Origin of the sequence: Pseudomonas frederiksbergensis (assembly GCF_001952935.1) — a bacterium.
Classification (GTDB): Bacteria; Pseudomonadota; Gammaproteobacteria; order Pseudomonadales; family Pseudomonadaceae; genus Aquipseudomonas; species Aquipseudomonas frederiksbergensis.
Window position 1 is genome coordinate 4,813,383 of sequence record NZ_CP018319.1, and the last position, 19,723, is coordinate 4,833,105.

A 19,723-nucleotide genomic window follows, 5' to 3' on the forward strand; every position below is an offset into this window, starting at 1 on the left:
AGCCCGTGACGCTCTGCGTCACTTCCAAAGCCGAACGCAGAGCGTCCGATGAGGCATTCCCACGCAGAGCGTGGGAACGATCCTTGTGACCGAAAAAACGTTTACGCCCGTTCGATCGCCAGTGCCACGCCCTGACCACCACCGATGCACAGGGTGGCGAGGCCTTTCTTGGCGTCACGCTTGATCATTTCATGCAGCAGAGTCACCAATACTCGGCAACCCGACGCACCGATCGGGTGGCCCAGGGCGATAGCGCCGCCGTTGACGTTGACCTTGTTGAGGTCCCATTCCAGGTCCTTGGCCACTGCCAGAGATTGTGCTGCGAAGGCTTCGTTGGCTTCGATCAGGTCCAGTTGGTCGATGGACCAGCCGGCCTTATCCAGGCAGCGACGAGTCGCGCTGACCGGGCCGATGCCCATGATCGCCGGGTCTACACCCGCGTTGGCGTAAGCGGCGATTTTCGCCAGCACGGGCAGGCCGAGGGCTTTGGCCTTTTCCGCGCTCATCAGGATCACGGCGGCGGCACCGTCGTTCAGGGACGAGGCGTTACCGGCAGTCACCGAACCGTCCTTCTTGAAGGCCGGTTTCAGTTTGCCCAGGGAGTCGGCGGTGGTGCCGGCCCGTGGTTGTTCGTCAACCTGGAAGGCGACCGGATCGCCCTTGCGCTGAGGAATCAGGATCGGCGTGATCTCGTCGGCAAACCGCCCGGCTTCGATGGCGGCCGTGGCTTTCTGCTGCGAGGCCGCAGCGAAGGCATCTTGCTGTTCGCGGGTCAGGCTGTACTTGTCAGCCAGGTTCTCGGCGGTGATGCCCATGTGGTAATCGTTGAACGCATCCCACAGGCCGTCGCTGATCATGGTGTCGACGATTTTCGCGTTACCCATGCGCAGACCAGTGCGCGCACCGGGCATGACGTAGTTGGACAGGCTCATGTTTTCCTGGCCGCCGGCAATGATCACGTCGGCATCGCCGCAGCGAATTGCCTGAGTAGCCAGGTGCAATGCTTTGAGGCCCGAGCCGCAGACCTTGTTCAGGGTCATCGCCGGCACGGTAAACGGCAGGCCGGCCTTGATCGCGGACTGGCGCGCAGGGTTTTGTCCGGCGCCGGCGGTCAATACCTGGCCCATGATCACTTCATCAACTTCAGCAACGTCCAGGTCGGTTTGCGCCAGCAGCTGACGGATTACCGCAGCACCGAGATCAACCGCGGACACGTTGGCCAGGGCACCCTGGAAACTGCCGATGGCAGTGCGGGTGGCGGCGACAATGACGACTTCTTGCATGGAATGATTCCTCACTGGGCAGCGAACTGCATTTCCGGAACGTGATCCGGCACGATCAGTTTACCGGCGGTCTTGGCGACAATCTCCTCGACGCTGACGCCCGGTGCACGTTCCTTGAGAATGAACGCGCCGTTTTCGATTTCCAGGTAAGCCAGGTCGGTCAGCACACGCTTGATGCACCCGGCACCGGTCAGCGGCAGGCTGCATTTGGACAGCAGCTTGGACTCACCGTCCTTGGAGGCGTGGGTCATGATGACGATGATGTTGTCTGCGCCGGCCACCAGGTCCATGGCGCCGCCCATGCCCTTGACCAGTTTGCCGGGGATCATCCAGGAGGCGATGTTGCCTTCCACGTCCACTTCGAACGCACCGAGTACTGTCAGGTCGACATGACCACCGCGGATCATCGCGAAGGACTCGGCCGAGGAAAAGATCGACGCGCCGATACGCGCGGTCACCGTTTGTTTGCCGGCATTGATCATGTCGGCATCGATGGTGTCTTCGGTTGGAAAGGGACCCATGCCCAGCAAGCCGTTTTCCGACTGCAGCATGACTTCCATGCCTTCGGGGATGTAGTTGGCGACCAGGGTCGGAATGCCGATGCCCAGGTTCACGTAGAAGCCGTCCTGCATTTCGCGGGCGACGCGTTGAGCCATTTGTTCGCGGGAAAGTGCCATTGTTGTTATTCCTTCATTCGGTCCGGGGGCAGGGGATCACTTACGCACGGTGCGCTGTTCGATGCGCTTCTCGAACGTGCCGCAAATGACCCGGTCGACGTAGATGCCAGGGGTGTGGATCTGCGCCGGGTCCAGCTCGCCGGGTTCGACGATTTCTTCGACTTCGACCACGGTGATCTTGCCCGCGGTGGCGGCCAGCGGGTTGAAGTTCTGGGCGGTGTGGCGGTAGATGACGTTGCCGAAATGGTCGGCTTTCCAGCCTTTGACGATGGCGAAGTCACCGGTGATGGATTCTTCCATCAGGTACTTGCGGCCATGGAATTCGCGAACTTCCTTGCCGTCGGCTACCGGCGTGCCGACGCCGGTGGCGGTGAAGAACGCCGGGATGCCGGCACCGCCTGCGCGCATTTTTTCGGCGAGGGTGCCTTGGGGAGTCAGGACCACTTCGATAGCACCGCTGAGCAGTTGCTCCTCGAACATTTTGTTCTCGCCGACGTAGGACGCCACCACCTTGCGGATCTGCCGGTCTTCCAGCAGCACGCCGAGGCCGAAACCGTCGACGCCGCAGTTGTTGGAAACCACGGTGAGGTCGCGTGTGCCTTTGCGCTTGATCTCGGCGATGAGGTTTTCCGGAATCCCGCACAGACCGAAGCCGCCAGCGATCACGGTCATGCCGTCTTCAAGACCTGCCAGAGCTTCCTCATAGGAACTCACGCGCTTGTCGAAACCTGCCATATGCACCTCTTTTATTCTTTGTGGGCGGCTGGCTAGCCGTATTGGGGTAGGAGTGTCGCGCTGCAGAATTCATCTGTTAAGTTGATTTTTAAGGTTGATTGATAGATAAAACTCACCAATAACCCCTGTAGGAGCGAGCCTGCTCGCGATGGCGATTTCAAGGAAGCCATTGCGGGTAGGCCGTGCTCCTGATTACTGGAGCAATTCGCACATGACAGTCAAGCAGATCCGCGCATTCCTGGCCGTAGCTCAGAGTCTGAGTTTTGCCGTGGCCTGCGAGCGATTGCACCTGTCGCAATCGGCATTAAGCCTGACCATCAAGGCGCTGGAGGAGGGGTTGGGCGGGCGACTGTTCACCCGCACCACGCGCAATGTCGCGCTGACAGCAGAGGGGGAATCACTGGTGCCGCTGGCACGTCGGCTGATCGCTGACTGGGATAACGCCGAGGATGAGCTGCGGCAACGCTTCACTCTCCAGCGCGGACGCGTGACGCTGGCGGCGATGCCCTCGTTTGCCGGCAACCTGCTGCCGCCGATCCTGAAAACCTTTCGGGCGCGCTACCCCAAGGTCAACGTCACAGTGAATGACGTGATCAACGAGCAGGTGCTGGAGATGGTGCGTGACCGGCAGGTTGAACTGGGAGTGGCGTTTGAACCGAATCAGAGTTCATCGCTGGCATTCACGCCGTTATACATGGACCGTTTCGTGGCTGTGGTGCCGAAAGATTCTCCTTTTGCCGAACGGCAAGACATCGATTGGCAGACCCTGCTCGAGGAACCGTTCATCACCTTGCAGCGACCATCGACGGTGCGGGTGATGCTCGAAGAGCACTTGCAGGCACGCGGGATGAAATTGCCGGTGGAGTTTGAAAGTCATCAGTTGGCGACGGTGGGGCGGATGGTCGCCAGCGGGTTGGGGGTGAGTGCGGTGCCGGCGTTGTGTGTCGGGCAGATGCTGGAACTCGGAGCGCGGTGCATCACTTTGCGCGACCCGGTGGTGGAGCGGGCGATCGGGGTGCTGACCAAGCCAGGGGTGGAACTGTCGGCGGCGGCGCAGGCGTTGTTCGATATCCTTAAAGCCGAAAACCTCGGCCAACGCCTCCATTGATCGTTCCCACGCGGAGCGTGGGAACGATCATTGGGACAGGTGTTGTGTCAGTAGGGGGAGTAGCTGCTCGCACGACGCCTCTATTTTCAAATCAAGAAGGTCATCCGCCCGTGTCTTTCCCAAATTGATCGCCATTAACGGCTTGCCCTGATCCGCCACCGCCCGGCATAACCGAAACGCTGAATACGCCATCAACGAAGATCCGACCACCAGCAACCCCGCCGCCTTTTCGACCGCCGCCATCGCTTTGGCCGCTGTCACCTGCGCCACGTTCTCGCCAAAAAAAACCACGTCCGGCTTCATCCGCTCACCTGCGCAGTACGGGCACTGCGGCACCTGAAACCGCGCCTCAAACGCCGCATCCAGCAGCGTGTCGCCATCCGGGGCTTGCACCGCATCCACGCCGGCCAGATACGGATTCTGCGTTTCCATCAATTGCTGGATCGAATCCCGTTCGCTGCGTTTTCCGCAGTCCAGGCACAACACTCGATGCAGGCTGCCGTGGAGTTCGATGACGTCATGGCTGCCGGCCTGGTCGTGCAGGGTGTCGACGTTTTGCGTGATCAGCCCGCTGATCTGCTGCGAACTTTGCAAACTGGCCAAGGCCTCGTGGGCCACGTTCGGCTGGGCCTGGCGCACTCGCGGCCAACCGAGCATCGCCCGCGCCCAATAGCGTCGCCGGGATTCGGGGGCGGATAGGAATTCCTGATACATCATCGGTTGCCGGCCACGCCGCACGCCCTGATTGTCGCGGTAGTCCGGAATGCCCGACGGAGTGCTGATGCCGGCGCCGGTCAGGACCACAAATGGCTGGTCGGCCATTAACTGTTGAAGGCGATCGAGTTGTTCGCGGATGAGGCTGTCGAGCATGTTCAACACTCCGGTGGACCATGAGTGTTTGCAGGGTAGCATTTGCCGACCACCCGGACAGGTTGCCCGTCCGGGTGATGTCAGGCACCTATTTACGCGCCTCCAGAATCAGGTTGAACGGCGTTTCCGTGGCCCGCCGGAACGTCTTGAACCCGGCCTCGGTGAAAACCTTGCGCAGCCGCGCCTCGCCAGCCTGGGCGCCGAGCCCGAGGCCGACTTCCTGGGACAGTGAGTTCGGGGTGCAGATGAAGGTCGAGGCGGCGTAGAACAAGCGGCCAACCGGGGTGGTATTGTCGTCGAGCGAGTCGTTGGCGAACGGTTCTACCAGCAGCACCGTGCCGTCCGGTTTCAGTGCGTCATAAGCATGCCGCGCCGCGCCCACCGGGTCGCCCATGTCGTGCAGACAGTCGAAATAGCAAACCAGGTCATAGTCATCGCCGGGGAAGCTTTTTGCCGTGCCCTGGAAGAACCGCGCACGCCCGGCCACGCCACCTTCTTCGGCGCGCTGGGTGGCGACGGTGACGGAGGGCGCGTGGTAGTCGAAACCGACGAATCGCGAATTCGGAAACGATTGGGCCATGATCACGGTGGATGCGCCGTGGCCGCAGCCGATGTCCGCCACTTTGGCGCCAGCCTCCAGTTTGCCGACCACGCCTTCGAGCGCCGGTAGCCATTCGGCGACCAAGTGCGCTTTATAACCTGGCCGGAAGAACCGCTCCGTGCCACTGAACATGCACGGATGGTGATCGCCCCAGGCGAGGGCACCGTCGCCGCGCATGGCGTTGACCAGTTTGTCCTTGTCATGGAAAAACGATGCGACCACCCCGATGCCACCCGCGATATAGACCGGTGAGTCTTCGATTGCCAATGCCAGGGCTTGCTCTTCGGGCAGGCGGAACTGGCCGTCGCGGTGTTCCATATAACCGGAAGCGGCGTGGGCGCTGAGCCATTCGCGCAGCAGGCGGGTGTTGCAGCCGGTTTTGTCGGCGAGGGTTTCAGGGGTGACTGGCTGGCTGTCGGCCATGGCCCGGTACAGTCCGAGCTCTTCGCCGAGGATGACGTTGGCGAGCATCGCTGCGCCGCCCATGTCGTTCACCAGTTTGCCCATGAAATCATTGAGTCTGGCCTCGTCCATCACATGTGCTCCTTCAGCAGGATCACAGTCCAGAGGCCTTGTTTTTCGAGGCGTTCACCTCTGAACGGTGGTCGTGGGAATGAACAGGACGATAAGCACGTCCTGCGTGCAGTAAGTTTAGTCCGGGGACCGTGGGCCGCTGTCTGGAGCGACGAAAGTGCCTGACTCACACGGGTCTCCTGTGGGATTTGTGTTGTGTATTGCACTGTATCTGACAGGCTTCCCGATACAGTTCCCCGCACTACCAGGGTATTGCCGAACACAGACCCGATACATCCTTTCGGTTAACTGTGATTCCGTCCTGGCAAACATTGAGATCGACACCCATGCAAACCCCCATCTCATCAGCAAAGGCGAGCGTCGGGCTCGGTTTGCGTCGCGGTTTAATGAAGGACCTTCAGGCAGCCCGTGCGGGCGATTTCGATTTTCTGGAAGTTGCGCCGGAGAACTGGATCGGTATCGGTGGCGCTCATGGCCATGCGCTGCGAGCCCTGGCCGAGCGCTATCCGTTGTCCTGTCACGGCTTGTCCCTGTCATTGGGCGGCCCGGCACCGCTGGACGTCGGCTTTGTGCAGGAAGTCCGGGTTTTCCTCGATCACTACAAGGTGCCGCTGTACAGCGAGCACTTGAGCTACTGCAGCGATGACGGTCACCTTTACGACCTGCTGCCGCTACCCTTTACCGAAGAAGCGGTGCATCACGTCGCCGCGCGAATTCGCCAGGCCCAGGACATTCTTGGTCGGCGCCTGGCGGTGGAGAACGTTTCCTACTACGCCGCGCCACAGCAAGACATGGACGAGCTGACCTTCACCAACGCGGTATTGCGCGAGGCCGATTGCGACCTGCTGCTGGACGTCAACAACGTCTACGTCAACTCGATCAATCACGGTTTCGATCCGCAGGCCTTTCTGGCCGGCATCGATTCGGCCCGGGTGGTGGCCATGCACGTGGCCGGGCACTTCGATGAGTCCGACACCTTGAAAATCGACACCCATGGCGCCTCGGTGAAACCGGTGGTCTGGTCGTTGCTGACCGAGGCTTACGCTCGCTTCGGCGCGCAGCCGACGCTGCTGGAACGGGATTTCAACTTTCCGGCATTTTCCGAACTGCTGGCCGAATTGCAGACCATTCGCCGCCTGCAAACCGAGGGGGTGAAGCGTGGATAAGCCGAGTCTGTTTCAGCAGCAAAACACCCTGGGCCTTTACCTGCGCGATCCCGATCATTGCGCGCCACCGGCCGGGATGGACGTGACGCGGGCGCAGGTTTACCGCGACCTGATTTTCGCGAACCTGTCGTCATTGCTCAGCGGGACCTTTCCGGTGCTGATCAAGATTGTCGGTGATGAACACTGGCGTTCACTGGTACGGATTTTCCTGCGCGACTACCGCGCGCGCACGCCGAAATTCGGCGAGATCGCCAAGGAGTTCGTCGAATTCCTGGCCTCGGAACCCCAAGCGTTGAGCGAAGGGGCGTGGCCGCCGTTCATGGTCGAGCTGGCGCATTACGAGTGGGTCGAGATGGCGCTGCAACAATCCGAGGCCGAACCGTTGCCGCTGAGCGATGCCGGGATGTTGCTGGACCAACCGTTGCAGGTTTCGCCGCTGGCCTGGCCGTTGGCGTACGCCTGGCCGGTGCAATTGGTGGGGCCGGATTATCAACCGCAGACATCGCCGGCTCAGCCGACATTGCTGTTGGTGCGTAGGGCGGAAGACTGGAGTGTGAAGTTTTCTGCATTGAGCCCGTTGGCCTGGCGGTTGTTGCAGCGCATTGAGGAATTTCCTCAACTGGACGGACGTGAACAGCTGCAAGGATTGGCGCTGGAGGCGGGGATGGCTGGAGCGCCGGAATTTATGGACAGTGGGACAGCGTTGTTGCAGCAGATGCATGAAGAAGGTGTGGTGGGCTTGGCATGATCGTTCCCGCGCAGAGTGTTTGATCGCTGACCGCTGACCGCTGACCGCTGATCGTTCCCACGCTCCGCGTGGGAATGCCTCAAGGGACGCTCCGCGTTCCAGCTCTCGAAAGGGACGCAGAGCGTCCCGGGCTGCATTCCCACGCGGAGCGTGGGAACGATCAGCGCCGCGGTGTGGGCCCGATCAGCGTCTCGACGAGAGCGATCAAGCGGGGGAAATCAAGTGTTGCTGGCAGTCCAGCACCAACCGTGCACCGCCGAGTTCACTGGTGCCGACTTCAAGCGTAAACCCATGCAAGCTGACAATCGCCGCAACGATCGACAGCCCCAACCCAAACCCGCTTTTCTGGTTGCCGCCCTCGGCACGATAGAAGCGCTGGAACACCGCCTCTCGTTCGGCCATCGGAATGCCAGGGCCCGAATCGAGCACTTCGATCCGCGTAAATCCCCCCTCATTGACCCCCCGCAAAATCACCTCGCCACCCGGAGGCGTGAACTTGATTGAGTTGCTCAGCAGGTTCGCTATCGCCTCAAACAACAATGCTCGATCACCGTTCAGCGAAGGTAACGACGTCGGCAGTTGCAGCTTGAAAACCAGCTCGCCTTCTTCCGCCAACGGCAGATAAAAGTCGTGCAGCTCTTGCAGCAACGGCAGCGGATCCAGCTGCACAAAACCCGAGCGGCGCTGACGATCTTCCAGCTCGGATATCCGCAGCAACCCTCGAAAGCGCGCCATCAAGGTGTCCGCTTCACCGAGCACCGAGTCCAGTTGCACCGCCAGCGTCGAACCCTCATCAGCCTGTTGCTGAATCCGGTACAGCTGTGCCCGCAGGCGCGTTAGCGGTGTGCGCAGGTCGTGGGCGATGTTGTCGCAGACGCCCTTGACCTCGTTCATCAAGCGTTCGATACGTTCGAGCATGGCGTTGACGATGGCGGCGAGCATGTCCAGCTCATCGCGGCGATCGGACAATGGCAGGCGGCGGGTGAGGTCGCCGGCGACGATGGCTTCGGCACTGGCCTGGATCGCACGAATCCGCCGCAACGGACGCCGCCGCAACAGGTGCCAACCGGCGATGCCGGGCAGGATGGTCAGCGTCACACCCCAGAGCAGCGCGTGCAGAATGATCCGGGTCACGGCAAACAACGAACCGTTATCCCGCACCAGCACCAGCCAGCGACCGTCCTTTGTCTGGGTCGCTACTGCGTCGCAGCTGTCGGCGGGCAGGCTTGGGTCGTCAGAATCGGCGCAGTCGCCGAGCATGTGAATCTTGCCATCCAGCGGCAGGCCTTTGGGCATGTGACGCAGCGCACCGCCGAGGTAGCGGTGCTGAGCATCGAACAGGCCATAAGCGTCGATGCCGCGAATGTCGAAGGTCATGCTGACGGCGAGGGCGTCGGCCAATTGCTCGCCCTGAAAGTGCGAAAACAAATGCTGGCGTTGCATCAGGGAGTGTTTGGCCAGGTTGTCCAGGTAGGTGGAAACCTCGTAGTACATGACCCCCATGAGAATCCCGCTCCAGAGCACGAACAGCGAACTGTAGAGCGCCAGCAAACGGCTGCTGGACGAACGCCAGCCGTTAGAGGGGTTCAGCAATGACATAACCCGAGCCTCGCACGGTCCGAATCAGTGGGACATTGCCTGGCGGGTCGATCTTCTTGCGCAACCGGCCGATGTGCACGTCGATCAGGTTGGTGCCGGGGTCGAAGTGGTAACCCCAGACCTCTTCGAAAATCATCATCCGCGACAGGATCTGCCCGGTGTTGCGCATCAGGAACTCCAGCAACTTGTACTCGGTGGGCAACAGCGTCAGCAACTGACCGTCGCGGCTGGCTTCATGGCTGATCAGGTTCAGCTCCAGATCCGCCACCCGCAACGTGGTGGCCTTGGCGGTCACGGTGTTCTGCCGGCGCAGCAGGACTTCGACCCGGGCAGCCATTTCATCGGTGGCGAACGGTTTGGTCAGGTAATCGTCACCGCCCGCCCGCAAGCCGCGCACACGCTCATCGACGTCGGAGAGGGCGCTGATCATCAGGATCGGCGTGACCACACCCATGGTCCGCAACGTGGTGACTATCGCCAGGCCATCGAGCTCCGGGAGCATGCGATCAAGGGTGATCAAGTCATAGTTGCCGCTGACCGCGCGTGCCAGGCCTTCGCGGCCGTTGTCGACCCAATCCACGTCGAGGCCGTGGCTGCTCAATTCGGCGACGATTTCCCGGGCGGTCACGGCGTCGTCTTCGATGGTCAAGATGCGGGTCATAGGGCGGGCCTGATTAGGAGTGCTCAACATTGAACGGCATTTTGCCAAGAAATGACCGCAGGCTTTCTAAATAAAACTTCATGTGAAACGAAAGGGATTTTTCCATTGAAAACACCGATCCCGGTCAGTGCATAAAACCCGCCGATACAGAGAGTTCCTTGCAAAATGCAAGGCCATTGAAAGTTCAAACTTTATAACTTATTGAAAACCAAAGATTTATTAAACGTCGGCGACTGGCACGGTGACTGCACTTGCTCCCTTGAAGAGTTGTAACACCATCTTTCCTGCCTGGAGCGATATCACAATGAATAGATCCTCTGATGGTTTCTATCCGGCCCTCGAAGAAACGAGCACGGTCTCTGGCGTGTCCTGGGGCGCGATCTTCGCGGGGGCCGCTGCGGCGGCGGCGTTGTCGCTGATCCTCGTGTTGCTCGGCTTTGGCCTGGGTTTTTCGGCGGTATCGCCGTGGGCCAATGAAGGGGTGAGCGCCAAGGGCCTGGGCATTTCAACGATTGTCTGGCTGGCCGCTACGCAAATCGTGGCGTCCGGGCTGGGCGGTTACATCGCCGGTCGTCTGCGGGTGAAGTGGGCGTACATGCACGGTGATGAGGTTTACTTCCGTGACACTGCCCATGGCTTCCTGGCCTGGTGCGTGGCGACGCTGGTGACGGCGATGCTGTTGGTCGGTTCGGTCAGCAACATCATCGGCGGTGGCGTGCAGGCCGGGGCGAGTGTGGTTGGCGGGGCTGCGAGTGCCGCGACTCAAGCAGCCGGTACGGCTGTCGGCAACGCAGACAATGATCAGTATGGATACTTCGTCGACAGTCTGTTCCGCGATGATCGTCCGGCAGCAGTCAGTGATGACGCTGTTCGAGGCACCGTGACACGCATCTTCGTGCGCAGCCTGAGGAACAACGGTCAACTGGCTGCCGAAGACCGCATCTACCTGGCGCAACTGGTGGCCCAGCGGACCAACCTTACCCAAGCGGACGCAGAACGTCGCGTTGATGAAGTGTATGCCCGCACGCAAAAAGCCGTGGCCGACGCCAAACTCGCCGCCCAGGAAGCTGCCGACACTGCCGCCAAAGTCGCGGCCTGGACGTCGCTGTGGATGTTCATTGCGCTGCTGATCGGTGCGTTTTTCGCCAGCCTAGCTGCCACCTTTGGCGGCCGTCGTCGGGATGCGGTCGAGTACATCGAAACCGACACTTACGTGACCAACACTTCCACCCCAGTTCGCTAAACCAGGAGAACTACCATGCGCTCATTACTGCTGTTCTTTCTCGGCGTACCGATCCCGATCATCATCCTGATCGCCCTGTTCATGTGACTTGGGTTGGGGCACAGGTCTTTGCCGCTTCTGCCTTGGGTGGAAGCGGCGTTTTTGTGTAATCGGGACTGACCTTGACTTTGATGTCGACTGTCATTGCGCTATCGCGAGCAGGCTCGCTCCCACAGTAGATCTGAGCGACACAGATCAAATGTGGGAGTGAGCCTGCTCGCGATGAGGGCATATCGGACACAACAAATCCATCTACTCAATTGGCGTACTGACAAAACCCTCAAGCCCTTCGGCATACGCGGTAAACGCACTGATCTGTGGAAAGCGATTTTCATCCACCTGATCCGGCACCACCAGATGCGTGAAACTCCAGGCCACCGCCAACGTAATCCCGTCTTGAGCAATCGTCCCGTCAGTCTTCAGCGGCTGCATTTCCAGCTCGCGCTCCAGCGCCGAATAGGCGGCCGCCAATTGTCCTTCGACCCGCTCCACCCACGGTTCAAACTGAATCTCCGCTGGCCGCAGATTGCGTTCGTAGTAGAGCTGTACGGACTTTTCACACGCCGCCAACGCCAGGCCGATCAGGCGCAACGAGCGCAAGCGTTGATCGAGATCGTCGGGCATCAGGCTCTTGCCGGGTCCGGCCAAGGCTTCCAGGTATTCGATGATCAGCGTCGAGTCGATCAACACCTCACCGTCGTCCAGCACCAGGGTAGGCGCCTTGACCACCGGGTTGATCTGTTGGAATTGCTCGAAATGCCGAAACACCGAGACCGGCTGGTGTTCCAGGTCTATCCCCAAGCATTTGGCAGAAATGGCGACGCGCCGCACATAGGGCGAATCCAGCATGCCGATCAGCTTCATTTAACCGCTCCTCCTTCAGATGTCCGTTTCAGGACGGACTACCTTAGCTGAGGTTCAGCGACCTGCAACTGGCGCCGGGCTAATCCTCGAAGCCGACCTGTTCGTGAATCTCATCGACCTTCAATTCAAGGCGATAGGCCACGGCAATAAACAGCGCCTGGCATAAACACAGTGTGGCACTCAGGGAACGGAAGGCAAACGAGCTGCCTTCGTTGACCAGCAGCACCGTGTTGGCGCGCTTGGCCAAGGGCGAGAGGTTGCTGTCGGTGATGATCAGGGTTTTAGCCTGGTTGTGTTGGGCAATACGCAGGCAGTGCTGGGTTTCCTTGCCATAGGGCGTGAAACTGATGGCGATCACCAGGTCATTGGCGCGCACGCTGCGCATCTGCTCGCGGTAGCTGCCGCCGAGCCCCGAGACCAGATGAATGCGCTTGTTGGTGTGTTGCAGGTTGTAGACCAGGTAATCGGCCACCGCGAACGAACGGCGCACCCCGACCACGTAGATGTTGTCGGCATTTACCACCAGGTCGACAGCCTTGTCGAAGGCCTGGTCATCGAGTTCCAGCCCCAGCCGTTCAATGCCTGACAGGGTCGCATTGATGCACTCGCGCGCCAGGTCGCCGCCGCTGGCCTTCTGCGACTTGTTGGCAATCATGCTGCGAATGCGCTGCTGGTAGTTCTGCACCGGCGTGGTCTTGTGGGTATAGGCCTCGCGGAACAGTGCCTGCATTTCGCTGAAGCCGCTGAAGCCGAAACGCTGGGAAAACCGCACGATCGCCGACGGGTGCACTTCGCACTCGCGGGCGATGTCGCTGATGCGGTCGACCATGATCCGGTCGCTCTGCTGGCTCATGTAGCTGGCGATGCGCTTGAGCTGGCGCGGCAGGCTTTCGTATTCGTTGGTGATCAGTTGCAGCAGACGCTCGGCGTTGATCGGAGGGCTGGCGAGATCGCTGTCGGGCGTGCTCTCGGTCGTCGCCGGCTGATCGGTGCGGGTCATAAGAAATCCTTCTGGCTTGTTCTTATGGGGACGACAGAGAGCGTCATCCCCTGACAATAGGTTGGCTGTGCGCAGTCTACAGGGTAGGCCGGAAAAAAATCTTGAGCTTGCGGTCAGTACGAGTTGTGCTGAAACGATGCACTGCCCCTGGAGCACCTGTGGCCAAGTTTATTGGAAAAAATATTCCACGTAAAAATTATTTGGAATAATTATTGATTGTTCGACCCCGGACGTTTTAGTCTGCATCCCACCAAGAGAGTGTTCGGCGCGGCCATCGCCCCGAACGCAGGCTGATAAAAATAACAGGAGCCAGCATGGGCCAGACTCGTTTTGCCAGTGGGCGTCAATTGGATCTGATTTGCCTGGGGCGCCTAGGCGTCGACCTCTATGCACAGCAAGTCGGGGCGCGGCTGGAGGATGTGAGCAGCTTCGCCAAATACCTCGGCGGATCGTCTGCCAACATCGCTTTCGGCACCGCTCGGCTGGGCCTTAAATCGGCGATGCTCAGCCGGGTAGGGGACGACCACATGGGCCGCTTCCTCGTTGAATCCCTGACCCGCGAAGGTTGCGACGTCCGCGGCATCAAGGTCGATCCGGAGCGCCTGACTGCCATGGTCTTGCTGGGTCTCAAGGATCGCGAAACCTTTCCCTTGGTCTTCTACCGCGAAAACTGCGCCGACATGGCGCTGCGGGCCGAAGACATCAGCGAAGCCTTCATCGCTTCCAGCAAAGCCTTGCTGATCACCGGCACCCATTTCTCCACCGACGGCGTCTACAAGGCGAGCATCCAGGCGCTGGATTACGCCGAGAAGCACAACGTCAAACGGGTGCTGGACATTGACTATCGCCCGGTGCTGTGGGGCCTGGCCGGCAAGGCCGACGGCGAAACCCGTTTCGTTGCCGACCAGAACGTCAGCTTGCATGTGCAGAAAATCCTCCCGCGTTTCGACCTGATCGTCGGCACGGAAGAAGAGTTCCTGATTGCCGGCGGCTCCGAGGATTTGCTCACTGCGCTGCGTAATGTGCGGCGCCTGAGCGTGGCGACCCTGGTGGTCAAGCTCGGCCCGCAAGGCTGCACGGTGATTCACGGAGTCATTCCGGAACGTCTTGAAGACGGCGCCATTTACCCCGGTGTCCGGGTGGAAGTGTTGAATGTGCTGGGCGCCGGTGATGCCTTCATGTCGGGCTTCCTTGCCGGTTGGCTGGAGGACGCGAGCGATGAGCGCTGCTGCCAGTTGGCCAATGCCTGTGGCGGCCTGGTGGTGTCGCGCCATGCCTGCGCGCCGGCGATGCCGACCCGCGCCGAACTCGACTATCTATTCAACAGCCCGGTGCCGATAACCCGGCCGGATCAGGACGCGGTGTTGCAGCGTCTGCATCAGGTCAGCGTGCCGCGCAAACAGTGGAAGCAACTGTTCATCTTTGCGTTCGACCATCGCGGGCAACTGGTGGAGCTGGCGCACAAGGGCGGTCGCGACTTGAGCGCCATCGGCGAACTCAAGCAACTGTTTATCAAGGCTGTGGAACGGGTCGAAGCCGATTTGCTTAAGCAGGGCATCGAGGCCGATGTCGGGCTGCTGGCCGATCAACGCTTCGGCCAGGACTCGCTGAACGCCGCCACCGGTCGCGGCTGGTGGGTGGCGCGTCCGGTGGAAGTGCAGGGGTCGCGGCCATTGGCCTTCGAACATGGGCGCTCCATCGGCAGCAACCTGATTGCCTGGCCGCAGGAACAAATCATCAAGTGCCTGGTGCAATTTCACCCCGACGACGAGCCGTTGCTGCGCCTGGAACAAGAAGCGCAGATCAAGGGTTTGTACCAAGCCTCTCAGGTCAGCGGTCATGAACTGCTGCTGGAAATCATCCCGCCCAAGGATCATCCGTCGACCCATCCGGACGTGCTGTATCGCGCCCTCAAACGGCTCTACAACCTGGGCATCTACCCGGCGTGGTGGAAGATCGAAGCGCAGAGCGCCGAGGAGTGGAAGCAACTCGACGAGCTGATCCAGGAACGTGATCCGTACTGCCGAGGCGTGGTGTTGCTGGGGCTGAATGCACCGGCAGCGGCACTGGCCGAAGGGTTTCAACAGGCCAGCCAGAGCCAGACGTGCCGCGGGTTTGCAGTCGGCCGGACGATTTTCCAGGAGCCGAGCCGCGCGTGGATGGCCGGTGAAATCGACGACGAAATGCTGATCCGTCAGGTGCAGGGCACGTTTGTTGAACTGATCGATGCCTGGCGCACAGCCCGCGCATGACGCAACACCGCAAAACCAATGTGGGAGCGGGCTTGCTCGCGAAGACGACGGCACATTCAACATCAATGTCGCCTGACACACCGCCTTCGCGAGCAAGCCCGCTCCCACAGGGGTTCAGCGTCGGTCTTACAGATTTGTAAAAACAATAAAAGGTGCAGCCATGCCCGCTATTCGAATTGGCATCAACCCGATCTCCTGGAGCAACGACGACCTGCCGTCCCTCGGTGGCGAGACGCCGCTGAGCACCGCCCTGAGCGAAGGCAAGGAAATCGGCTACGAAGGTTTCGAACTCAACGGCAAATTCCCCAAGGACGCCAAGGGGGTCGGCGATGTACTGCGCCCTTACGACCTGGCGCTGGTGTCCGGCTGGTATTCCAGCCGTCTGGCCCGCCGCTCGGTGGCCGAAGAAATTGATGCCATTGGCAGCCATGTCGAGCTGCTGGCCAAAAACGGCGCCAAGGTGCTGGTGTACGGCGAAGTCGCCGACTCCATTCAAGGCCAGCGCATTCCGCTGGTTGAACGCCCGCGATTCCACACCGAACACACCTGGCAGGAGTACGCCGACAAGCTCACCGAACTGGCGCGCTTCACCTTGTCCCAAGGTGTGCGCCTGGCCTACCACCATCACATGGGCGCCTACGTCGAATCCCCGGCCGACATCGACAAACTGATGGCGCTGACTGGCAGCGAAGTCGGTCTGCTGTTCGATTCGGGCCATTGCTACATGGGCGGCGGCGAGCCGTTGCAGGTGCTGCGCAAACACATCGAACGCATCTGCCACGTGCATTTCAAGGACGTGCGCAAACCGGTGGTGCAACTGGCGCGCAACAACCTGTGGAGCTTCCCGGACTGCATCATCAACGGCACCTTCACTGTGCCCGGCGACGGTGACATCGACTTCGGCGCCTTGCTCGACGTGCTGCTGGCAGCCGGTTACCACGGCTGGCTGGTGGTCGAAGCGGAACAGGACCCGGCGGTGGCGCCCAGTTATGTCTACGCCAAAAAAGGCTACGACACCTTGCGTGCGCTGCTCGACGAGAGGGTTGCGATATGAGCCTGCTGGTCAAAAGCAACGCCCGTGGCCGGACCATGGTCGAGCTGGGGAAAGGTGAATTGGAATACGTCGGCTTCGCCGCTTATCGCTTGAGTCTGGGCGAGACCTTGCCGGTGTCGGCCGGTGATAAGGAACTGTGCCTGGTGCTGCTCAGTGGTCGGGTCAGCATCAAGGGTGAAGCGCCGGGGCAGGGTGCGTTCGACTGGGACAACATCGGCGATCGTCAGTCGGTATTCGAAGACAAATCACCCTTCGCGGCGTACTTGCCACCCGGCAGTCAGGCGCAAGTGGTCGCGCTCAGCGATGTGCAAATTGCCGTCTGTGCCGCGCCCGGTTCAACGAGCAACGGCCTCGGCCCACGGCTGATCAAACCCGACACCATGAAGCGCAGCGTACGCGGCAAAGGCGCCAACACCCGTTACGTCTGCGACATTCTGCCGGACACCGAACCGGCCCATTCGCTGCTGGTGGTGGAAGTGCGCACGCCGTCGGGTCACTCGTCGAGCTACCCGCCGCACAAGCACGACACCGACGATTTACCGCACCAGAGTTTTCTCGAAGAAACCTATTACCACCAGATCAACCCGCCTCAGGGCTTCGTGTTCCAGCGGGTGTACACCGACGATCGCAGCATCGACCAGGCCATGGCCGTGGAAAACAGTGACCTCGTGGTTGTACCCAAAGGCTATCACCCGGTCAGCGTGCCGTACGGCTACGAGTCGTACTACCTGAACGTGATGGCCGGACCCAAACGCGTCTGGCAGTTCCATAACGATCCGCAGCACAGCTGGCTGTTGGATCTCTGAATTCCTACTTTTGCACGGAGAACACGATCAATGAGCAACGCCCCGATCATCGGCCATTACATCCACGGTCAAGTGCAAGACATCAATAGCGAACGGTTCAGCAACGTCTTCAACCCGGCCACCGGCAGCATTCAGGCACGCGTCGGGCTGGCCAGCCAGAAGACCGTCGACGAAGCGGTCGCCTCGGCCCTCAAAGCTTTTCCGGCCTGGTCCGAACAATCGTCCCTGCGCCGTTCGCGGGTGATGTTCAAGTTCAAGGAATTGCTCGACCAACATCACGATGAGCTGGCAGAAATCATCAGCCGCGAACACGGCAAAGTGTTTTCCGACGCCAAGGGCGAAGTCACCCGGGGCATCGAAATCGTCGAGTACGCCTGCGGTGCGCCGAACCTGCTGAAAACCGAGTTCAGCGACAACATCGGTGGCGGCATCGACAACTGGAACTTGCGTCAGCCGCTGGGCGTGTGCGCTGGCGTGACGCCGTTCAACTTCCCGGTGATGGTGCCGCTGTGGATGATCCCGCTGGCGCTGATCACCGGTAACTGTTTCATCCTCAAACCGTCCGAGCGCGACCCGTCCGCCAGTTTGCTGATGGCCCGTCTGTTGAGCGAAGCCGGGTTGCCGGACGGTGTGTTCAACGTGGTCCAGGGCGACAAGACTGCCGTCGACGCGTTGTTGCAACACCCGGACATCGAGGCGATTTCCTTTGTCGGCTCGACGCCGATTGCCGAGTACATCCACCAGCAAGCCACCTCCCACGGCAAGCGTGTGCAGGCGCTGGGCGGGGCGAAGAATCACATGATCGTCATGCCGGACGCCGATCTGGATCAAGCGGCGGATGCCCTGATCGGCGCGGCTTACGGCTCGGCCGGTGAGCGCTGCATGGCAATTTCGATTGCCGTGGCGGTGGGCGATGTCGGCGATCAACTGATTGCCAAACTGCTGCCGCGTATCGATCAACTGAAAGTCGGCAATGGCTTGAAGGCTGACAGTGACATGGGGCCGTTGGTGACGGCCGAGCACAAGGCCAAAGTCGAAGGTTTCATCGACGAAGGCGTGGCCCAGGGCGCGCAGCTGATTGTCGATGGCCGTCACTTCAAGGTGCCGGGCGCCGAGAACGGTTTCTTCGTCGGCGCGACACTGTTCGATAACGTCACGACCGAGATGAGCATCTACCAACAGGAAATTTTCGGCCCGGTGCTGGGCATCGTTCGGGTGCCGGACTTCGCCAGTGCCGTCGCGTTGATCAACGCCCATGAGTTCGGCAACGGCGTGTCCTGTTTCACCCGCGACGGTGGCATCGCCCGGGCCTTCGCCCGCACGATCAAGGTCGGCATGGTCGGCATCAACGTGCCGATTCCGGTGCCGATGGCCTGGCACTCTTTCGGCGGCTGGAAGCGCTCGCTGTTCGGCGATCACCACGCTTACGGCGAGGAAGGCATTCGCTTCTACAGCCGCTACAAAAGCGTGATGCAGCGCTGGCCCGACAGCATCGCCAAGGGCCCTGAATTCAGCATGCCGACGGCCAACTGATTCACCTGTGCGGAGAACAACAATAATGAGCAAGCCCCTGCGTTTCGCCCTGAACCGTATGGTCGCCCCACGTTTGTCCCTGCCCGCGTTCATCGAGTTGGCGGTGACCCTCAAGGCCGACGCCATCGAAATTCGCAACGACCTTAAAGGCGTCGAGATCGAAGACGGCACCGCACCCGAGCGCGTCCGTGAGTTGTGTGCTGCCAAAGGCATAAGCGTGCTGTCGATCAACGCGCTGTATCCGTTTGATGTGTGGAATGACGAGCGTCGTGCACAGGCCTTGAAGCTGGCCGCTTATGCCCGTGATTGCGGTGCTCAAGGGTTGGTCATGTGCCCGCTCAACGACCGTGCCGACCCGCGCACCGAGGCCGCACGTGCTTCAGGTTTGCGCACGGCGTTGACTGAGCTGGCGCCGATCCTGCGCGAACACGGCATTCTCGGTTTCATCGAACCGCTGGGTTTCGAAGAGTGCTCGCTGCGCCGCAAGCGCACGGCGGTGGACGCGATCAAGGCCATCGGCGGGCTGGATGTGTTCCGTCTGGTTCACGACACCTTTCACCATCACCTGGCCAGCGAGCATGAGTTTTTCCCCGAACTGACTGGGCTGGTGCACATCTCCGGTGTCGAGGATGCCGAGGCGCCGTTGGCGAGCATTCGCGACGGCCATCGGGTGCTGGTGGGCGAGGGCGACATCCTCGGCAACGCGGCGCAGATCGACAGCTTGCTCAGTAGTGGTTACAGCGGCTACCTGTCGTTCGAACCGTTTGCCGACAGCGTCCATGGCCTGGCGGATATCCGGCAGGCGATCGGCGCGAGCATGGATCACCTGCAAAAATCCCTGGCCTGACACTGTTATCAGGCTGATGGAGATCCAATGTGGGAGCGGGCTTGCTCGCGAAGACGGTGGCACATCCAACATTGATGTCGCCTGACACACAGCCTTCGCGAGC

The 19,723-nt window shown here is 60.6% G+C and carries 18 protein-coding genes; 9 read left to right on the top strand and 9 right to left on the bottom strand.

The window, feature by feature from the left end:
* Positions 1 to 101: 101 nt before the first annotated feature.
* The 3 genes from PFAS1_RS22540 to PFAS1_RS22550 are packed head-to-tail and all read right to left on the bottom strand — an operon-like array spanning position 102 to position 2,695.
* Complete coding sequence (locus PFAS1_RS22540; protein WP_076030576.1) at positions 102 to 1,283, bottom strand: acetyl-CoA C-acetyltransferase; 1,182 nt, start codon at positions 1,281 to 1,283, stop codon at positions 102 to 104.
* 11 nt (positions 1,284 to 1,294) lie between these two features.
* Positions 1,295 to 1,960, bottom strand: coding sequence for a CoA transferase subunit B (locus PFAS1_RS22545; protein WP_074875601.1), 666 nt, complete (start codon positions 1,958 to 1,960; stop codon positions 1,295 to 1,297).
* 36 nt (positions 1,961 to 1,996) lie between these two features.
* Positions 1,997 to 2,695, bottom strand: coding sequence for a CoA transferase subunit A (locus PFAS1_RS22550; RefSeq protein ID WP_074875602.1), 699 nt, complete (start codon positions 2,693 to 2,695; stop codon positions 1,997 to 1,999).
* Between the two features lie 211 nt (positions 2,696 to 2,906).
* Here PFAS1_RS22550 and PFAS1_RS22555 point away from each other — a divergent pair, with 211 nt between their 5' ends.
* Complete coding sequence (locus PFAS1_RS22555; RefSeq protein WP_074875604.1) at positions 2,907 to 3,803, top strand: LysR family transcriptional regulator; 897 nt, start codon at positions 2,907 to 2,909, stop codon at positions 3,801 to 3,803.
* A 27-nt stretch (positions 3,804 to 3,830) separates the two neighbouring features.
* Here PFAS1_RS22555 and PFAS1_RS22560 read toward each other — a convergent pair whose 3' ends face one another.
* Both PFAS1_RS22560 and PFAS1_RS22565 read right to left on the bottom strand, forming a co-directional pair.
* A complete protein-coding gene (locus PFAS1_RS22560; RefSeq protein ID WP_076030577.1) occupies positions 3,831 to 4,673 on the bottom strand; it encodes an NAD-dependent protein deacetylase in 843 nt (280 codons plus the stop codon).
* 88 nt (positions 4,674 to 4,761) lie between these two features.
* A complete protein-coding gene (locus PFAS1_RS22565) occupies positions 4,762 to 5,808 on the bottom strand; it encodes a class I SAM-dependent methyltransferase (protein ID WP_076030578.1) in 1,047 nt (348 codons plus the stop codon).
* 326 nt (positions 5,809 to 6,134) lie between these two features.
* On the opposite strand from PFAS1_RS22565, the gene PFAS1_RS22570 reads away from it, so the two are divergent.
* Positions 6,135 to 6,974, top strand: coding sequence for an HvfB family MNIO-type RiPP peptide maturase (locus PFAS1_RS22570; RefSeq protein WP_076030579.1), 840 nt, complete (start codon positions 6,135 to 6,137; stop codon positions 6,972 to 6,974).
* Positions 6,967 to 7,722 (top strand): HvfC family RiPP maturation protein, encoded by a 756-nt coding sequence (locus PFAS1_RS22575; RefSeq protein WP_076030580.1) that lies wholly within the window; start codon positions 6,967 to 6,969, stop codon positions 7,720 to 7,722. Before PFAS1_RS22570 ends, PFAS1_RS22575 begins: the two co-directional genes overlap by 8 nt.
* Positions 7,723 to 7,926: 204 nt before the next feature.
* Here the strand turns inward: PFAS1_RS22575 and PFAS1_RS22580 are convergent, their stop codons facing one another.
* The gene (locus PFAS1_RS22580) at positions 7,927 to 9,321 is read right to left on the bottom strand and encodes a sensor histidine kinase (protein ID WP_076030581.1); all 1,395 of its coding nucleotides are present in this window, start codon (positions 9,319 to 9,321) and stop codon (positions 7,927 to 7,929) included.
* Positions 9,299 to 9,982 carry a response regulator transcription factor gene (locus tag PFAS1_RS22585; RefSeq protein ID WP_074875614.1) on the bottom strand — a complete coding sequence of 228 codons (684 nt, stop codon included), beginning with the start codon at positions 9,980 to 9,982 and terminating at the stop codon, positions 9,299 to 9,301. Before PFAS1_RS22585 ends, PFAS1_RS22580 begins: the two co-directional genes overlap by 23 nt.
* Before the next feature lie 304 nt (positions 9,983 to 10,286).
* Between PFAS1_RS22585 and PFAS1_RS22590 the strand changes: the two genes are divergently transcribed.
* Positions 10,287 to 11,225, top strand: a complete 939-nt coding sequence (locus PFAS1_RS22590; RefSeq protein WP_076030582.1) for a hypothetical protein — start codon at positions 10,287 to 10,289, stop codon at positions 11,223 to 11,225.
* Between the two features lie 291 nt (positions 11,226 to 11,516).
* On the opposite strand, the gene PFAS1_RS22595 is transcribed toward PFAS1_RS22590, so the two are convergent.
* A complete protein-coding gene (locus PFAS1_RS22595; protein WP_074875617.1) occupies positions 11,517 to 12,128 on the bottom strand; it encodes a glutathione S-transferase in 612 nt (203 codons plus the stop codon).
* A gap of 79 nt (positions 12,129 to 12,207) precedes the next feature.
* Positions 12,208 to 13,128: a MurR/RpiR family transcriptional regulator gene (locus PFAS1_RS22600; RefSeq protein WP_074875619.1), complete on the bottom strand. Its 921-nt coding sequence runs from the start codon at positions 13,126 to 13,128 to the stop codon at positions 12,208 to 12,210.
* A 314-nt stretch (positions 13,129 to 13,442) separates the two neighbouring features.
* Between PFAS1_RS22600 and PFAS1_RS22605 the strand changes: the two genes are divergently transcribed.
* The 5 genes from PFAS1_RS22605 to PFAS1_RS22625 all read left to right on the top strand — a co-directional run bounded on the left by PFAS1_RS22605 (position 13,443) and on the right by PFAS1_RS22625 (position 19,620).
* Positions 13,443 to 15,380: a bifunctional 5-dehydro-2-deoxygluconokinase/5-dehydro-2-deoxyphosphogluconate aldolase gene (locus tag PFAS1_RS22605; RefSeq protein WP_076030583.1), complete on the top strand. Its 1,938-nt coding sequence runs from the start codon at positions 13,443 to 13,445 to the stop codon at positions 15,378 to 15,380.
* A 160-nt stretch (positions 15,381 to 15,540) separates the two neighbouring features.
* Entirely contained in the window at positions 15,541 to 16,434 is an 894-nt protein-coding gene (gene iolE / locus PFAS1_RS22610) for a myo-inosose-2 dehydratase (protein ID WP_076030584.1), read from the top strand.
* A complete protein-coding gene (gene iolB / locus PFAS1_RS22615) occupies positions 16,431 to 17,240 on the top strand; it encodes a 5-deoxy-glucuronate isomerase (protein ID WP_076030585.1) in 810 nt (269 codons plus the stop codon). The genes iolE and iolB overlap by 4 nt, the downstream gene beginning before the upstream one ends.
* 30 nt (positions 17,241 to 17,270) lie before the next feature.
* Positions 17,271 to 18,773 (top strand): CoA-acylating methylmalonate-semialdehyde dehydrogenase, encoded by a 1,503-nt coding sequence (locus tag PFAS1_RS22620; RefSeq protein ID WP_076030586.1) that lies wholly within the window; start codon positions 17,271 to 17,273, stop codon positions 18,771 to 18,773.
* Positions 18,774 to 18,798: 25 nt separating this feature from the next.
* On the top strand, positions 18,799 to 19,620 hold the full coding sequence (locus PFAS1_RS22625; RefSeq protein ID WP_076030587.1) for a TIM barrel protein: 822 nt from the start codon (positions 18,799 to 18,801) through the stop codon (positions 19,618 to 19,620).
* Positions 19,621 to 19,723: the final 103 nt, after the last annotated feature.

Coding starts and splice junctions, on each gene's coding strand:
- PFAS1_RS22540 (WP_076030576.1), bottom strand. CDS start 1,283: ATGCAAGAAGTCGTCATTGTCGCCGCCACCCGCACTGCCATCGGCAGT.
- PFAS1_RS22545 (WP_074875601.1), bottom strand. CDS start 1,960: ATGGCACTTTCCCGCGAACAAATGGCTCAACGCGTCGCCCGCGAAATG.
- PFAS1_RS22550 (WP_074875602.1), bottom strand. CDS start 2,695: ATGGCAGGTTTCGACAAGCGCGTGAGTTCCTATGAGGAAGCTCTGGCA.
- PFAS1_RS22555 (WP_074875604.1), top strand. CDS start 2,907: ATGACAGTCAAGCAGATCCGCGCATTCCTGGCCGTAGCTCAGAGTCTG.
- PFAS1_RS22560 (WP_076030577.1), bottom strand. CDS start 4,673: ATGCTCGACAGCCTCATCCGCGAACAACTCGATCGCCTTCAACAGTTA.
- PFAS1_RS22565 (WP_076030578.1), bottom strand. CDS start 5,808: ATGGACGAGGCCAGACTCAATGATTTCATGGGCAAACTGGTGAACGAC.
- PFAS1_RS22570 (WP_076030579.1), top strand. CDS start 6,135: ATGCAAACCCCCATCTCATCAGCAAAGGCGAGCGTCGGGCTCGGTTTG.
- PFAS1_RS22580 (WP_076030581.1), bottom strand. CDS start 9,321: ATGTCATTGCTGAACCCCTCTAACGGCTGGCGTTCGTCCAGCAGCCGT.
- PFAS1_RS22585 (WP_074875614.1), bottom strand. CDS start 9,982: ATGACCCGCATCTTGACCATCGAAGACGACGCCGTGACCGCCCGGGAA.
- PFAS1_RS22590 (WP_076030582.1), top strand. CDS start 10,287: ATGAATAGATCCTCTGATGGTTTCTATCCGGCCCTCGAAGAAACGAGC.
- PFAS1_RS22595 (WP_074875617.1), bottom strand. CDS start 12,128: ATGAAGCTGATCGGCATGCTGGATTCGCCCTATGTGCGGCGCGTCGCC.
- PFAS1_RS22600 (WP_074875619.1), bottom strand. CDS start 13,128: ATGACCCGCACCGATCAGCCGGCGACGACCGAGAGCACGCCCGACAGC.
- PFAS1_RS22605 (WP_076030583.1), top strand. CDS start 13,443: ATGGGCCAGACTCGTTTTGCCAGTGGGCGTCAATTGGATCTGATTTGC.
- iolE (WP_076030584.1), top strand. CDS start 15,541: ATGCCCGCTATTCGAATTGGCATCAACCCGATCTCCTGGAGCAACGAC.
- iolB (WP_076030585.1), top strand. CDS start 16,431: ATGAGCCTGCTGGTCAAAAGCAACGCCCGTGGCCGGACCATGGTCGAG.
- PFAS1_RS22620 (WP_076030586.1), top strand. CDS start 17,271: ATGAGCAACGCCCCGATCATCGGCCATTACATCCACGGTCAAGTGCAA.
- PFAS1_RS22625 (WP_076030587.1), top strand. CDS start 18,799: ATGAGCAAGCCCCTGCGTTTCGCCCTGAACCGTATGGTCGCCCCACGT.